This window comes from Myxococcus sp. AB056, from assembly GCF_006547365.1.
Lineage (GTDB): Bacteria > Myxococcota > Myxococcia > Myxococcales > Myxococcaceae > Myxococcus > Myxococcus virescens.
The window spans coordinates 32,822-49,254 of the sequence record NZ_VHLB01000013.1; the positions used below are offsets into that span (position 1 = coordinate 32,822).

The 16,433-nt window shown below is 68.9% G+C and carries 9 protein-coding genes; 4 read left to right on the forward strand and 5 right to left on the reverse strand.

The window, feature by feature from the left end:
* Positions 1-5: 5 nt before the first annotated feature.
* From FMP39_RS08550 to FMP39_RS08565, 4 genes are all read right to left on the reverse strand, one after another.
* Entirely contained in the window at positions 6-6,656 is a 6,651-nt protein-coding gene (locus tag FMP39_RS08550; protein WP_141589468.1) for a type I polyketide synthase, read from the reverse strand.
* Between the two features lie 23 nt (positions 6,657-6,679).
* Positions 6,680-8,185, reverse strand: coding sequence for an SDR family oxidoreductase (locus FMP39_RS08555; protein WP_141589469.1), 1,506 nt, complete (start codon positions 8,183-8,185; stop codon positions 6,680-6,682).
* Between the two features lie 134 nt (positions 8,186-8,319).
* A complete protein-coding gene (locus FMP39_RS08560) occupies positions 8,320-9,435 on the reverse strand; it encodes a Gfo/Idh/MocA family protein (RefSeq protein WP_194858300.1) in 1,116 nt (371 codons plus the stop codon).
* Between the two features lie 112 nt (positions 9,436-9,547).
* Positions 9,548-10,039 carry a GFA family protein gene (locus FMP39_RS08565; RefSeq protein WP_194858305.1) on the reverse strand — a complete coding sequence of 164 codons (492 nt, stop codon included), beginning with the start codon at positions 10,037-10,039 and terminating at the stop codon, positions 9,548-9,550.
* Positions 10,040-10,057: 18 nt separating this feature from the next.
* Between FMP39_RS08565 and FMP39_RS08570 the strand changes: the two genes are divergently transcribed.
* Genes FMP39_RS08570 through FMP39_RS08580 form a run of 3 tightly spaced genes read left to right on the forward strand, consistent with a single transcriptional unit; the run spans position 10,058 to position 13,061 of the window.
* Complete coding sequence (locus FMP39_RS08570) at positions 10,058-10,723, forward strand: hypothetical protein (RefSeq protein WP_228557805.1); 666 nt, start codon at positions 10,058-10,060, stop codon at positions 10,721-10,723.
* Positions 10,720-12,021 (forward strand): radical SAM protein, encoded by a 1,302-nt coding sequence (locus FMP39_RS08575; RefSeq protein WP_141589472.1) that lies wholly within the window; start codon positions 10,720-10,722, stop codon positions 12,019-12,021. Before FMP39_RS08570 ends, FMP39_RS08575 begins: the two co-directional genes overlap by 4 nt.
* Positions 12,012-13,061 carry an SUMF1/EgtB/PvdO family nonheme iron enzyme gene (locus tag FMP39_RS08580; RefSeq protein ID WP_141589473.1) on the forward strand — a complete coding sequence of 350 codons (1,050 nt, stop codon included), beginning with the start codon at positions 12,012-12,014 and terminating at the stop codon, positions 13,059-13,061. Before FMP39_RS08575 ends, FMP39_RS08580 begins: the two co-directional genes overlap by 10 nt.
* Before the next feature lie 22 nt (positions 13,062-13,083).
* Here FMP39_RS08580 and FMP39_RS08585 read toward each other — a convergent pair whose 3' ends face one another.
* Positions 13,084-13,950 carry a 2-oxo acid dehydrogenase subunit E2 gene (locus FMP39_RS08585; RefSeq protein ID WP_011553487.1) on the reverse strand — a complete coding sequence of 289 codons (867 nt, stop codon included), beginning with the start codon at positions 13,948-13,950 and terminating at the stop codon, positions 13,084-13,086.
* A 234-nt stretch (positions 13,951-14,184) separates the two neighbouring features.
* Here FMP39_RS08585 and FMP39_RS08590 point away from each other — a divergent pair, with 234 nt between their 5' ends.
* On the forward strand, positions 14,185-16,398 hold the full coding sequence (locus FMP39_RS08590; protein ID WP_141589474.1) for a methyl-accepting chemotaxis protein: 2,214 nt from the start codon (positions 14,185-14,187) through the stop codon (positions 16,396-16,398).
* The last annotated feature ends 35 nt before the right edge of the window (positions 16,399-16,433 follow it).

Genomic DNA, 16,433 nt, shown 5'->3' on the forward strand with positions numbered 1-16,433 from the left:
AGGTCTCAAGCCATGGGCCGCGCAAGGCCGCCCTCGAGCAACATCCGCAGCCGTCCCGCCTCGTCGAGCGCAGCGACGGTGCCGCACTCCAGCAGGTCGCCATCCACCCGAGGAGGAAGTGCCTTCAACGAGAGGTGAAGCGGCGCTCCACCCCGGACGTCCACCAGGTTGCGGTCGAACGTGGCCCGCTGGAACTGGATGGGCGCGAACACCGCGCTCGACTCCCCATCCACATGCATCGCGCTCAGCCGCAAGGCGGCATCCAGGACGAGCGCGGGCACGGTGCTTCCCGCCTGACGGGGCTCGGTCGGCAGCCCCAACCGCGCGAACCGGGCCGACGGCTCGATGCGAATTTCCTCCAGGCAGTCGAACATCTTCCGCAGTTCGATGGGCGCACCGGCGGCGCAGTGTGGGTCGTGGACCCGCAACGCATGTCCCGACGGCGCCGCCGCATCCAGCTCCGGCGTACCCCGCGGCGGCTCCGCCGTCAGCGTGAACCGCGCCTCCGCATAGACGAGGTCCTTCTCCAGCACGACACCCGACGCATGGACGATGTCCCCCATCAGCCGGACCCGCACGCCATGACATCCGGGCTCATCGATGAGGGGCGTGCATTCGGCGCGCAGGTGCTGGCGGCCTCCCTGCTTGACGCGGATGAAGCGTGAGAACCGGACGTCCTCGATGGTGACGGTGCGCAGCTCCGGCCGCCCGTTGCCCACCGCGGCTTGCAGCATCAGGTCCAACGCCCAGGCCCCCGGCAACGTGGGCGTACCACGCACGAGGTGGTCCTCCAGGCACGGCACACTCGCCGCATCCACGACCAGCTCGCGCTGGACGGGCCCCGCCGACAGAGAACGCGCCTCCTCCGCGGGCAAGACCTCCAGTGCGTAGTAGGAACGCTCGCTCTCCGTGAGCTGGACGTTGATGGCCTGTCGAGGCCGCCCATCCACGAGTTGAAGGAAGAGCGCTTCGCCTTCCTCCGCTCGGATTCCTCGCAGATGCCGGCTGGCACCGAGCACGCGGTACTCCGAGCCCCGTGTCATGCCGATTCCGTCCCAGGCCAACCAGCCCACGCTGCACCAGCGGACCTCCTGGCTCGCGTCGCTGACCCAGGTGCAGAGCCGGTCCAGCGCCTCGTTCGCCGCGCCGTAATCCGCCTGCCCGTCATTCCCGATGTAGCTGAACGCGGAGGTAAGGACGTGAAACGCCACCGGCCGAGCGAGCCGGCTCGCGCAGGCTTCCCGCAGGTTCCTGAGCCCCAGCAGCTTGGTGCCCAGGTTCGTGCGCAACTCCCCGAGCTGCCTGCGATTCAGCTTCTTGGACGTCTGCGTGCCCGCCCCATGCACCACCAGGTCCAGTCGCCCGTGCGTGTCGACGATTTCCTGGACCACGCGGTCCACGTCCGCCGCTCGCGTGACGTCCGCGGCCCGGTAGAGGACCTCGCCCGGGAGCCGGCCCAGGCCCTCCAGCGTGGCCTTCAGCTCGCGAGCGGCCAGGAAGCGCTCGAAGCGCTTGCGCAGCTCTGGCATGCGCACGCCCCGATTGCTGGCCAGCTCCGAGGCGTAGAACTCCCGCTCCATCGCCGGCAGGTCTTCCTCACGGGCCTGGAGCACGCGCAGGGGTGCCTCATCCGGATCGCTCCGCCCTACGAGGACCACCTTGCATCCAAACCGCTTGAGCAGGGCTCCCGCGAGGACTGCCGTGACGCCCCGTCCCCCGCCCGTGAGCAGGACCACCGAGCGCGAATCGAGCGTCGCCGCCGGGTCCGCCGTGACGTCCGTCACCCGTAACACGCGGACACAGCGTACCGGACCTTCGAAGCAAACCTCGATGGAGTGATTCCCCTCCACCTCCGAGCCCAGCTCAGCCTCGGCCAGTTCGAGCGCCTCCTGGAGCGGCATGGCCGTGGTGGAGACGGCACGAACGTTCCGGGCAGGCACTTCCCGCCCGATGGACTTGAGCATCCCTGCGAACAGTCCCGACATGGGATGCAGGCACCGCCGTGGGCCCACAGCGCCAATGCACAGACTCACCAGCTCCACCTCGCCACGAGACAGGCGCTCATAGGCGCGACGGGCGGCCAGGAAGAGCAACTCCAGGGCCCCATGCTTCATGGCCGTGTCCGCGACCACCGCGGCCTCGAGCGCCCCTGCCTCGATGCGACTGACCGCGAGGATGACCTCGGGCTCGAAGCCAAGGGCGGCCAGCCCAGCCTCCGCGGAGGTTTCGGTCGTGAGGTCGATGTACCGGAGGCGTCCCGAATCCGAACCTGTTCCCGGACAGAGAATCAGGTGCTCCGAGCCGCACAGGGCCTCCGCCCGAGCTGCAAGCTCGCGCGCGAGCGCCACGTCCTCCGCGATGAACAGCACCCGACGGCCTCTGAGATACGACGGCCGTGTCTTCTGAGCTGGCCGCTCCACCAGCACGGGCGACAGATACTGAATGGGCGCGGCGTGGTCGAAGCCTCCCGCTGCAGCTTGCAACTCGGCTCCCGATGCGTCGTCGACGGGTGACGACACGGATTCAACAGGACGGGAAGGGGCAAGCCGCACGCCCTCCAACGGTCGGGACGGCAGTTCGCTCCGGCCGTCCGTCACGGCATCAGGATGCGTCCGAAGAGGTGACGTGGAGGCGTCAATCCGCCCTCCCTGCTCCGCTGCCCGAGACGACACGCCAAGCTGGCCCTCCGTTGCGGCATGGGTATGGGCTCGCGACGACGACTGCATTGCTTCCATGGGCAGCACATCCGCCATCGGATTGAGCCGTACTTCGAGCCGGACACCTGTCGCGGCATCGGGGTGGAACCGGAGCGTGCCAGCACGACCACCCGCCGCCGCGTGTACGGCGCGCAGCAACGCCAGGCTCTCCGCCGCCGAGTGCGGTGGCAGGTCGACACCCGCACCCGTCCCCTTCGTGTCACGGGTGGAAAGCTGAAGGTGGCACATGGGCTTCAAGCCGAGCCTTCGGGCCTTCTCCGCCGTTGTCACCGCGAAGAGCGCCGCGCCTTCCTCGGGCTGCTGCGCCCCTCTAACCTCACCCGGCCTGCCAATGTGCGTACTGCCCACGAGGACCAGTTCGAAGCCGCTCTCCAGCAGCCCCCGCGCCGCCTGGAGCGCTGCCGAGGACGACGCAGCCCCCGCATCCACCACGAAATTGGGCCCCTTGACGTCGAGCGCCCCCGCGACACGGCCGGGCGTGACGTTCGGCATCATCCCCTGGAGCGTGTACGGCCCCGAGGGACGGAGGCTCTCCATCACCGCCGAGTGAAGACGCTCCGCCATGGGCAGCACCACAGCGGATGCTGGCTCGCGACGAGCCTTCTCACTCAAGCGCCGTTTCAGCGTGAAAGCCAGGACACGCTGAACCGCCTCGACACCACGGCGCGTCTTGCCCTCGAGCCCCAGCACGATGGCCGTCCCTGAACGAAGCGCGTCGAACGCCCCCAACTTCTGGGCGAGCGCACTCCCGACCACGAGCCCGAGATGCTGCGTCGCATCCATGTCCTCGGAGATGTCGGGCAGCAGGCGCACCGTGGGCGGCAGGCGCAGTGCCTTTAGATCGAAGCGCGCGCCTACCTCGACAGGGACACCCGCTTCGGGCCGCCCGCGTCCATCCGGGAACAAGCCCTCCGTGGCCACGACCACGAGTTCGGCCTCCGATGGGATGCCCTCTCGGGACCTCGGCGCCGACGAAGGCCCCCGGTACTCCTCCAGCACCAGGTGGGCGTTGGTTCCGCCAAAGCCAAAGCCATTGGTGGCGGCACGACGAGGCAATTCGCCATTCTCCGGCCAAGGCTGCTCGCGCGTGTTCACCTCGAAGCCGGGCCCCATGGCGCGCAGCGCGGCACCGGGCGCATCGAAGTTGGACTGCACCGGGAAGATCCGGTGCTCCATCGCCTTGCATAGCTTGATGACCGAAGCAGCCCCCGCGGCCCAGCCAACGTGACCAATCAGCGCCTTGACGCTGGCGAGCTGAACGCCACTGCGCTTGCCACCAAAGACGCGGGCAATCGACCTGAGCTCGGTGGCGTCCCCCGCGGGAGTCGCCGTTCCATGCGCCTCGATGTACTGCACGCTCGCCGGGTCAACCTGGGCCCCCGAGTAGCACGCCTCCATCGCCGCCACCTGCCCCTCCGACCGGGGCACGTTCGCCGAGCTGCTCCGTCCATCACTGGAGAGCCCCGCGCCTCGAATGACGGCATGGACCCGGTGCCCCGCCGCGACGGCGTCCTTCAGGCGCATCAGCCCAACGACGCCCGCGCCTTCACCGAAGATGACGCCGTCCGCGCGCACGTCAAAGGGCCGGCTCCCCGTGGCGGACAGTCCGTTGAACTGTGAGAACAGACAGCTGTTGCCAGGCCCCGGCGAGAACACGCCGCCAGCAAGAATCAGGTCCGAGTCCCCTCGCTCCAGCGCCTTCATGCCCAGCGCCATGGCATAGAGCGACGACGCACATGCAGCGTCGAGCAGCGTGGTGGCGACACCCTGCCCCACCACGTCCGTCACCACGGCCTGCAGGGTGGGATGCGGCGCCAGGTCACGGGAGATGGCCTCCACCCCAAGTGCCTCACGCGCCGCGCACGCCAGCGCCGCGATGTCATGAACCCGCTCCCCCCGCGCACTCAGCAGCGCCTCTCCAGCCTCCACGCTCAGCGCGGCGTCGTACTCGGCCGACCCTTCCGCCGTCGAACCGAGCAGGCACTGGATGCGCCCCGGCGACTTCGATGCCATCGGCTTCAGCCCCTGCATGGCCTGCGAGAGGGCGATGGCCAGCAGCTTCTGCTCGCGGACGTACTGCTGGAAACGCGTCGGGTCGAAGCCCGGCGGCGGAACCAGGTCCTCATCCCGCACATAACCCGTGAGCAGGGTGTACGTCCGGTCGGGAGTTCCCGCGGGGCCCGCGAAGTCCGTCACCAACTCGGGCTGCAGCAGTCCCTGGTCGACGATGCCGCTGATGCCCTTCCGGATGTTCTGCCAGTACGTTTCCGGGTCCTTCGCGCCCCCCGGAAGGATGCAGCCCAGCGACACCACGGCGATGCCGCTCTCGTCGACCTCGGCGGCATCCACGGACTTCGGCTCGATGCCAGCCGACGGGGCAGACCGCTCCGCTGGAAGCAGCTTGCTGATGACGCTCACCTCGGCGGCCGTCTCCTCCGGGATGATTTTCTGGACGATTCGCGCCAGGACACCCGTGGTTCCGCAGTCGACGAAGCGCGCGCATCCCGCGCGGGAGAGCGTCTCCACCGTCCCCAGGAAGTCGAACGAGCGCACCAGATGCGATGCGAGCGCATCCGCCAGTTCTGGCCGCCCGCCCACATAGGCGCGCCGCTCAATGGGCGAATAGACACGGCCCCGCGGCGCCTGCATGGGGACACGGCCCAGCATCTCGCGGAAGGCCTTCGCGGCCGGGGCCATGTCCGGATGGTGGAAGGGGTACCGGCTCGAAACGAAGGTGAATCCCTGCCCCCGGCCTTCCAGCAGCGCGCGGAGCCGCGCGAGCTCACCGCGCGCCCCCGCCACCACCGTCTGCCGCGCGTGGTTGCGTCCTGCGATGTGCAATCCCGAAGCGCCGCACTCCGCGATGGCGCGAACGGCCTCGGACTCCCCGAGCGCCACCGCCGCCAGCGTTCCGAAGTCGTCGGGAAGGACCTGAAGCGCTCGGATGCGGTGGCAGACGACCTGCGCGCCAGCGCGCAAGTCGAGCGCCCCCGCCGCCGTCATCGCGGCAATCTCCCCGAAGCTGTGTCCCACGAACACGTCCGGGCTCGCCCCCTGGCGCTGCATCCACCGGGCGCCCAGGACTCCGGACAGGTAGATGCCCAGTTGGTCGAGCTGGGGCAGCTCTGCCAGCGCGCGCTGGACATCCGAGACGTCACGCGCGGAGAGCAACGGCTCCGCCTCCACTCCGGCCGCACGACTTGCGGCGGCGACCCCCTGAAGCTCGTCTCCGAAGTCAGGGTCGAGCGCCTTCAATTGGAGATAGAGCCCTGGCTCAAACGAACCCTGCCCGGCGAACAGAAAGGCCGTCGCCCCCGGCGGCAGCACCAGCGCGTCGGGACTCTTGGCAGCACTCGCCGCGGGCGCCCCCTCCAACGAAACGACGCGGGACGTCCCCAGTGACGCCGGGTCCGCGAGCAACGACTTCGCCAGCGCCCGGATGGACTCCGGAAACACCTCCTTGAGTGCGGAGCCTCCCTGCAGGACACAGTCCCGGAAGCTCCGTGCCCCGGCGCGCTCGAAGATGCCGGACAACGAATCGAAGCACCGCAGGAACGACTCGGGAAACGAACACAGGGCGCCCGACGTCCGGTCCGCACAGAGAACCGTCTGGAAGCCGCACGCCACTGGCGTCCCATCGCTCTTGAAGGTCCGGAAGCAGAAGCGGATGGAGACCGCGCCCCGCTCCTCCAGTGTCGTCAGCACCACCAACCGGTCTCCCAGGTTGGCCGGTGCCAGGTTGCGCGAGTAGCCCTCGTAGGTGAGCAGCAGCACCTGGTCGAAGTCGCGCCGGAACTCCGGCACGTCGAACACGTCCGGGCTGAAGAGCAGGTGCTCCCGCCCAGCACACTGGAACTTGAAGTTCGTGAGGAAGTGATGGCTCCCGTAGGCCATCGTGTCATCGAAATGAATGTCGTACGGGACCGCGAAGTAACCCATGGCGATTGGCTCCGGTACGAGGTTCAGGAATCGAGCGCGAGAAGCGCTCGCACGTCGTGCTCACTGCGGTGAGACCCGCGCGGCGCTTCGGGACGCCGTGCCTCCGACGCGACCGGCAGCAGCCCGTCCACCGTGCCGGAGAGCCCCGCATCCACCACCCAGATGGCGCCGTTCACCCGGCGCGTCTTGGGCCCCAGGAGGAGCTCGGTGACGTCGGCTACATCCTCGGCGGTGCAGATCTCCCCGCCCGGCGTCGCCGACTCCCAGCGCGCGACCCGGCTCTCGGCGTCGGGGAACATGCGCAGCAGCTCGCCATGTACCGGTCCCGCGGACACGCAGTTGGTCCGGATGCCATCCGGTGCCAGCTCCGCGGCCAGGTAGCGCGTCAACGACTCCACCCCGGCCTTCACCACGCCCTGGCAGCCCAGGTCGTGCATGTACCGCTGGGACATGGAGGTGGACATCGTCACGATGCTGCCGCCGCCACGCCGGGCCATCAGGGGCCGCGCGCGCATGGCGCACTCATAGGTCCCCGTGATGCAGGTGCGGAACGCCTTGTCCCAGTCGCGCGGAGTAATCCGGTCGAACGGTCCGATGAGGCCGTTGGACGCGTTGCACACCAGGAAGTCCAACCCACCGAACTGCGCCTCGATGCTGGCGAACATCCGGTCCAGGTGCTCTTCCTGCGCGACCGAGCCCCAGGCGTGGAACGCCTTCCCTCCTGCGTCAACAATCTCCTGAACCGTCCGCTCTCCTTCGTCACGGGAGTGGAACGAGTTCACCACCACCGTCGCCCCCAAGCTGGCGAGGCGAGCCGCGATGACCTTGCCAATCCCCTTCCCAGAGCCCGTAACGAACGCGACCTTCCCCGCGAAGGGCAGCACGGCAGGCGGCGGCGACGGACGCGGCGCTCGGTCCTCGCGCACGGGCGCCGCGACCGTCAGCCGAGCGCGCGCCATCTCACAGATAGAGGAAATCGTCCGCAGCCGCTGCGAAGGCTGCGGAGCATCGGTCAGGCCCAGCTCCTTGATGAGCACGGCCATCACCTCGGCCTGCTTGACCGAGTCGATGCCCAGCTCGTCCTCCAGGTCCGCCTCCGGCGTCAAGAGCTCTTCCGGATAGCGCGTCACCCGAGCGAAGACGGCACGGACCCGCGCCTCCAGGTCCTCCACCGGAGAGCCCGCTGACGCCACCGGGGGCACGGGAGCCGCGACAGGCGCCGGTGGAGGCGTCGCGACTGCGGCGGGCTGCGTGTCCGCGAGCAGCCGCGCCACCACGTCCGCCATCGCGCTCAACGTACGCGCCTGAGCCCCCCGTGGCAGCCGCTCGGACGGAATGTTGAACTCGCGCCCGACCACGGCCGCGATCTCCGCCAGCTTGACGGAGTCAATGCCGAGTTCGTCTTCGAGCTGCGCGTCCGCCGTCAGGATGTCCACGGGGTACCGCGTGACGTCGGCGGCACAACGGCGAATCCGCTGGAGAACGTGCTCGACCGCGTAGGTGCCCAGATGAGATGCGTGTGTTGTCATTGCCGACCCCTGGTTTCCCGGTTCGCGGCAATGAATGCATCAAGGGTCTGACACGACTTGCGGAGGCGGATGTCGCCACACATTCAGCGCACGAAGAAGCGCGCATGCGGGAAATATTTCCAGTGGACGCAAGTTCATCCTTGCGCTGGCGCGGGCGCGTTCACCGGCGCTGGCGGCCTGGCTGCAGGGCGGACGATGAGCTGGTCCAAGGACGGCCGCCGCTTCATCGGGAATGCTTCCAGCTTCACCGGGCGCCCCGTCCTCGCGGACTCCTGCATCGCGGTGATGACGCGCACGTCCGCGAGCCCTTCCCGGCCGGACGGCCCGGGCTCCTGGTCCTCCAGCACGCACTTCGAGAAGTAGAGCAACTCCGGCGCGAACTGGTCGTGCGTCGCGAAGACGCGCTCCTCGGTCTTGCCCTCCAGCGTGAGGACATGCTTGCGCTCCTTCTCGTAGCCGAACGCGGACTCGACGAGCAGATCGCCCTTCTCCCCCACCACCCGGTAGCTGGAGACCGCCGACGCGGCGTGGCTGATGCCGAACTGCGCGATGCGCCCGTTCGAGAAGCGCATCAACGCGAAGGCCGTGGCATCCACGCCCTTGAAGCGAGGGTCCTGCTCCTCGTTGGTGTAGCAGAACACCTCGGTGGGCTCGTCACGGAAGAGGTAGCGCGCGGCGTTGATGGGGTACGGCCCTTCGTCGAGCAGCGCGCCTCCGCCCACGTCCACGCGCGTCCGGATGTCCCCGGTCCGCACCTGCTGTGTCAGCAGCGCCGACATCATCAGCGGCTCACCCAGGCGCCCCGAGCGCAGCAGGTCGATGGCCCGCAGGTTCGCCTCCTCGAAGTGGAGCCGGTAGGCGATCATCAGCTTGACGTGATTCTCGTCCGTGACGCGAATCATCGCCTCACAGTCCTCCACCGAGGTCGCCATGGGCTTCTCGCAGAGGACGTGCACACCCGCGCGAGCGGCCCGCTCGGTGAAGGCGCGATGCTGGGTGTTGGGCAGCGCGATGTACACTGCGTCCACGTCCGCGTCGCGCAGCACCTGTTCAAGGTCGTCGTAGCTCGCGGTGTGGCGCACGCCGTACATCTTCCCCAGCACGTCGCGCTTCTCCGCGTCGGAGGAAATGAGCGCCACCAACTCCGAGTTCTCACGGGCGTGCTGGAAGGCCGGAAGTACAGCCACCTGCGCGATATTCCCCGCGCCCACCACCGCATACCGGATTCGCCGCGAGCTGCCCTGTGCCATCGATTGCCTCCGCGTATGAGTGACACGCTGGGCCCCCGAGGCACCCGCCACAACCCACGCTCCGGGCAACGTCGTGCCGCCCGTCCGGACAGCAGGCGGCCCCCGAGCCGCTTCAGTCCACTTCCGCGTCGTGGCGCTGATGCCACTCCGCGATGGACTCCTTCGGGTAGCGCTGGAACTTCTTGTCCTTCTTGCCCGCATGGACGGGCACCCAGTCCGGCTTGAACTCGAGCATGATGTGGACCAGCTCGGGCGCCTCGGGAAGCGGCGTGTCGATGGCCGACGCGAACGGATGGATGAGCTCCGGCCACGTCGGGTCATACAGCCACAGCGCGGAGCCGCAGCGGCCACAGAAGTGGCGCTGCCCCTTGCTCTGGTGCGCCTTCGCGTCCTCCGGATTCTGGATGCGCGCCCGGTACACCTTGACGTGCTGCTGGCCGCGCACCTTGAGCGAGCGCGCGTCCCCCGACAGGTTGATGGCGAAGCCTCCGCCCCCTTGTGTCTTGCGGCCCACGGAGCAGTAGCACCGCATGAAGGGAGACGGGTGATGCGTCTCCACGATGAACCGCACGCCGCGACAGTGGCAGGAGCCTTCGAGCTTCATCACGGGTCCTTGGAGAGAATGAGCACGCGCTACAGTCCCAAGTTATTCAGCGCGCCGCTGGCCGGCACGCGGTACAACGCCGGCATGTCGGACTCGGACGACTTCCGTCTCAATGCGTTGGCGCGCTACCGCAAGAGGTCGAGCCAGCTCGCGCTGGAGGTCCACAGCCATTGCGAGGTGCCCGCGGGCTGTGGCGGTGTGGTGCTTCGCTGGCGAAGGCCCGGTGCGGCCATCGGTCTGTCGCTGTTCTCCTACCTGAATGGCGTCCCGGACGGCGGCCTGTTCCTCGATGGGAATCCCCTCGTGGAGCAACGGGTGCTCGTCACCCCGGGTGCGCACGTCCTGTCATTTGAAGTGAACCGTCCCGGAGACAAGGGCTTCGTCCTGATGCAGGCCCGGCTGGATCCGGAGATCGCCAGCGCGGTCCACCCGAAACTGGCATCCGCTCCGGATGGCCGATGGAAGGCCATGACATGGCCACCTCCCGAAGGCTGGCGCCTCCCGGACTTCGCTGACGCGGGCTTCGCGCCGTTGGTGCAACGGCCCGTTCCCGAACCGGAGACGAACGAGCGCTGGCGGTGGCAGATGCTCAAGGACGACGCCACGGGCCTGGGCCTGGCCTCGAGCGCCACGAAGGCCTGGGTGCGGTGGTCCTTCCACGTAGACGACGAGGGCTTCAAATGAGCCGCCCTTCCCTGGTGCTCATCCCGCAGCACTTCGGCGCCCTCCTCTTCGACCGGCGCTCCTCTCGCTACATGCCGTTCGACGCCCCCGCGGCGGCCGTGCTCACCCGGCTCACCGAGCACACCGCGGACGACGTCATCGGTGATGCGGAGGCTGGCGACCGGGACGCCGTCATCGGGCTCATCCAGCACCTGTCGACGAAGGGCTACCTCCGGATGGATGGCCGGCTCGCGGCGGCCCGCATCGACCGGGCGCCCCCATCCGACCACCTGCTGGGCCCGCTCGCCGTCCACCTGGAGGTCATTGGCGCGTGCAACCTCACGTGCACGCACTGCTTCGCGGGGGAGCTGCCGCGCAATCAGTCCCCGCTCTCCGTGAAGGAGATGGACGCGCTCTTCGCGCAGCTCGCCGGATTGGGCAGCTTCCGGCTGGGACTCACCGGCGGTGAGCCGCTGATGCGCAAGGACCTGCTGGACATCCTCGACGCGGCGACGGGCCACGGCCTCCATCCCTGCATCACCACCAACGCGCTGCTCATCGACGAACGGTGGGCGCGTGAGCTCGGCAAGCGCGAGCTGGTGTGGCTGAACGTGTCGCTGGAAGGCGCCCAGGCGGGGACGAACGATGCCGTGCGGGGCGCTGGCGTCTTCGACCGGGTGATGGAGAAGCTCGCGCTGCTCGGCCAGCATGCGCGCTTCACCCTCGCCTTCACGCTGACGCGCAACAACGTGGCGGAAGTCGAGGCCTGCGTCGAACTGGCCCGGCGGGTGGGCGCGCATACCGCCGTCTTCCGCCCGCTGTACCCCGTCGGCACCGCCACCCGGCACCCAGAGCTGATGCCTACGTTCGACGGCTACGTGGACGCACTCGCGCGGCTGGAGCGCGTCGAAGCCGACTCGGACCTCTTCGCGTTGGACCCCTTCAGTCCTTCGGCGCGCGAGGAGCTGCGCGGCGTCGTGACGGAGGGCCCGGGCTGCGGGGCCGCGAACACGGTGGCCTCCGTCTCCGTCCAGGGCAACGTGAATCCGTGCAGCTTCCTGGGCCGGGCCTTCGAGTCCGGCAACATCCGAACGCGCCCCTTCGAGGACATCTGGCGTGACGGGCAGGCCTTCCAGCGCCTCCGGGCGAAGCAGGCGGGAGACCGCTTCACCGGGGGCTGCCGCGCGCGTGCGCAGTTCTACAATGGCTCCGCGTTCGCGGAGGACCCCTGGCAGGCCCAGTCCCTGGGCGCCGCCACGGAGTCACATCCACTGCCCGTGCTCGGCGCGGAGCGGGGCCAGGGGGGCGCATGTCGGTAATCCAAGCCGCGCTGGGGAAAGCCCGGGTCCAGCGTGCCAGTGGAGACCTGGAAGGCGCCGCCGCGACGCTGGACGCGGTGGCCTGGCAGGCACGCGAGGACGTCCTGCCGCTGCTCCAGGACGTGTTGGAGCAGCTCACCGTCATCGAGAACGGCTTCGTGTTCCGCTATGTCCCCGCGGGCACGTTCATCATGGGCAGCGACGACGGCGAACCCGACGAGCGCCCCGCCCACGCGGTGACGTTGTCCGCGTTCTGGATGAGCGACACACCGCTGTCCTGGAGCGCCTTCGCTCGCCTCCTGGACTGGCCCGAACCGCCCGAGTTCCCCACGAACGAACAACTCGACGGATTCCCCGACAGCTTCGCGTACTTCAACGACTCGAAGATTCGTCTGCAGTACTGCGAGAACGACACCCTGCAGGCCAGTGACTGGCACGCCCACGCCAGCCACACGCGATGGGAAACCGGCGACGGCGTCATCAAGACCTCACAGGAACTGTTCGGCACGCCAGCGCGCGCGGGCGAGGGCCCGCTGCGCTATGACCGCAAGCCCATGGTCGCGGTCGCCCCTTCGCTCGCGGAACAGTTCGCGCGGCGCTTGAGCACGCCTTCCGTCACCTATCGCCTGCCCACCGAAGCCGAATGGGAGCGCGCGGCGCGGGGCTGCTTCCGTGGCGCGGCGTACCCATGGGGGAACGAACCCCCAGACGCGAGCCGCGCGGACTTCGATCGCTTCAATGACTTCTCGCTCCGCCCCATGCGCGCCTTCCCGCCCAACGACTACGGCCTCTTCGGCATGGCGGGCGGCGTGAGCCAGTGGTGCCAGGACCACTACGACGCCGAGTACTACCGGCGCTCGCCGAAGACGTCCCCCGTCTGCGTGCTGGGCGAGGACATCCCCGAGCGCATCCACGTCCTGCGCGGCGGCTCGTGGGCGGACTGCGCGGACGCGCTGCGGGTCAGCTTCCGCTCCGCGAGCGACACCGGGGCGGCGCCCAACATCGGCTTCCGCCTGGTCCGGGTTCCCTCGCGGAGGTGAGGCCAGCGGCTTGTGAGCCGCCCTACCCCACGGCGGCGACCGGAGCCGCGTCGGCGGTCTCCGGGAGCGCGTCGAAGCTCTCGAACGGGTTCTCCAGCATCTCCCGGAGCGTGTTGGCGAGCACGCCCGCGTGGAACCCGTCGATGAAGCGGTGGTCGAACGTCGCGTTGATGTTCATCACCTTGCCCGGCACCACCTTGCCGTCCTCCACCACGGGCACCTCCTTCACCGCGCCGGGCGCGACGAAGATGGGCACGCGCGTGTACGGCGCCAGCGGAACGTAGGCCGTGTCCAGCCCCAGCGAGCCCACGTTGGTGATGATGGCGGACCCGAAGGCGTCCTTCGGCATGCCGAACCGGCTCATGTCCAGGTTCAGCGTGTACATGAAGAAGGACAGCAGCCACGTGAAGGTGTTGAGGAACAGGTAGGGAATCTTCTGGATGGTGCCCTTGCCCTTCTCCAGGGCCACGTCCCGACGCTCGCGGACGCGGCGCACCGCCTCCTCCAGGTCGTTGGCAATCTCCTTCAGGTTCTTCTTGTCCGCGTCCTCGATGCGGGCCGACGTGAGGTCCACCTTGCCGCCGTCCGTCTGGACGACGAGCGTGGACAGCGTCACGCGCTGGCGCAGGTAGATGCGGTTGAAGCGGAGGATGGCGTTCGCGTCCGGGCAGCGGCGCAGCGCCTCGCCCATGGCCTTGGCCACCAGGTGCGTCACCGTGAGCCGCACGCCCGTGCGCTGACGGAAGGCCTCGATGTAGGCCATCGCCTTGTCCATGCGGACGGTCAGCGTTCCGTAGACGGTGGGGTCGTACGCCGTCTTCCAACTTCCAATCGCAAGCTTGCGAAAGCTCGACAGGTCCCGCTTGGGGATCAACTCCAGATGCGCCATGGCCCCAGTGTCGCCGCTTGGCCCACCCCATGGGAAGGGAGGGGCCCCCGGCTGATGCCCTCGCCCGCCTCGGACTCAACATGACGCACCGGGTCGCCGTTCAAACCCGATCGGAACAGGGTCCGGACGCAGAGGATCATCCGGCTTTCCAGGAACAACCTTGCCGGTGGGCCGCCTCCCCCACGGTCTGCCGGAGCGAGGAATTCACCGGAAGTATAAAATTCGCGGCATTCATTGCCTGCCACGCTCTCTGTGGACGTCAATTCCAAGCAACGCCAATCGATTCTCGGGAGAGGTCGGGAAGACCCATTTACATTCGGTGCCCGGGCGGAAGACCATACGCACTCCATGGCTGGCTTCCGCTTTTGTTCCGCCCTCTTGCTGATGTTTGCCCTCACGTCCTCGGCCCACGCGGCCGAGGCGGGACCTCCTGTCAACGTGCTCGACGGGTGGCGCTTCCGATGGGGCGACTCCCCCGTGGGCTCGGATGGCACGCCCCTGTGGGCGAAGGAAACGGGGGATTCGAAGGAGTGGCGGACCACGCCCGCGCTCACGGCGCCAGAGGGGCGCGGCGACCACAAGTTCATGTGGCTCAGCATCCCCATCCCCGACGGCGGCTGGACGGACCCCGCGCTGTACCTGGGCGAAATCACCCACGCGCTCGAGGTGTACGCGGACGGCCAGCGCATCTACACGAGCGGCAAGATCCGGCCGGACAGCTACGAGATTGGCGAGAACCTGTCCTGGCACATCGTGCCCCTGCCGCGCGACGCGCAGGGCAAGCGCGTGCTGCTGCGCATCCAGTCCAGCAATCCCAACATCGGCGTGGCCCAGGCCGCGCAGGTGGGCTCGAAGTATGACCTGCTGGTCTACGTGACGCGCCAGGGCCAGGCGCCCTTCGTCATCTGCTGCCTGCTGCTGGCGGTGGCGCTCGGCGCGGGTGGCGCCTTCGCGCTCCACTGGCGGCGCCGGATGCTGGCGGGCTTGGCGGTCTCCGCGGCCAGCGGCGGCCTGATCCTCCTGGGCCTGAGCGGCATGCCCACGGCGCTGTGGGGCTCGTCCGCCGCCGCCACGCTGGGCACCACGGTGGGCATCTTCCTGCTCGTCGCCGGGCTGATGGAGTTCGTCTCGGACGCGCTGCTCGACAACCGGCGCGGCTGGTTCCAGAAGGCGGCCATGGTGTTCTCGCCCGTGGCGGGCGTGTGCGCCCTGGCGACGCTCCTGGACCTGGGCATCGGGCAGCGCATCCTCGTGCCCTTCCTCCCCATGGCGATGGTGGTGCTGCTGGTGGTGCTCTCGGTGGCCATCACCCAGGCGTGGTTGGGCAACCCGGACGCGCGCCTCTTCGTCGGTGGCTTCGCGGGGCTCGTCCTCTCCATCGTCCTCACCATCCTCCCCGTCATCGGCCTGGTGGGCTGGTCGCTGGGCAACGTCACGCACTGGGGCTACGTCGCGTTGACGCTGTCGCTGCTGGGCATCGTCACCCGCCGCTCCATCATGGTGGTGCGCACGCTCGAAGCGCACACCCACCAGTTGGAGGCGCGCGCGCAGGAAGTGCGCAACCTGGCCGAGCGCATGGGCAACGGCGCCGGCGAGCTCGCCACGGTGGTGCAGCAGCTCCGCTCGTCCAGCGACGAGCAGACCGAGGGCGTCAGCCGTCAGGCCGTGGCGCTCCAGGAGGCGGAGCAGACGGTGAAGGAGATCCGCCGCAGCTCGCAGATGACGGCGGAGAAGGCCAGCGCGCTCGCGGCTTCCGCGGAGAGCGCCGAACAGGTGGGCCGCGAGGGAACGGCCGCATTGGAGCGCACGCTGTCGGACCTGGCGGCCATCCGCACCGAGGTCTCCGACATGGCCCGACGGATCTTCGCGCTCGACGAGCGCACCCGCGAGGTCTCCGGCATCGTGGACTCCGTGAAGGACCTGGCGGACCAGTCCAACATGCTGGCCATCAACGCCGCCATCGAGGCGGCGCGCAGTGGTGAGAGCGGCCGTGGCTTCGGCGTGGTGGCCCGGGAGATGCGCGGCCTGGCGGACCAGTCCATCCAGGCCACGCACCGCATCCGCGAGGTGCTCGACGGCGTCAGCAACAGCATGCGCGAGGCGGCCCGCTCCAGTGAGAAGGGCGACGAGCGCGTGCGGCTGAGCCTCGACGCCGTGCGGACCTCCAGCGCGCAGTTCCAGCAGCTGGCCGACATCATCGGCGACACCAGCTCCAGCGTGCGGCAGATCACCGCCGCCGTCAGCGCGCAGGATGCGGGCACCCACCAGATGGCTCAGGCCATCCAGGAGCTGTCCGGGCAGATGCAGCGCACGCTGAAGACGGTGCAGGAGACGCAGGAAGCCACCCGCTCCGTGCAGTCGCTCGCGGAGAGCATGTCCGGCATGGCCAGCCAGACGCTCAAGGCGGAAGGCCTGTCCGTGCCCGCGGCGCAGGCGCAGGCGCGCTGATTCCGCGGCCTCCACCTCCGAGCCCGGTGGCCCTC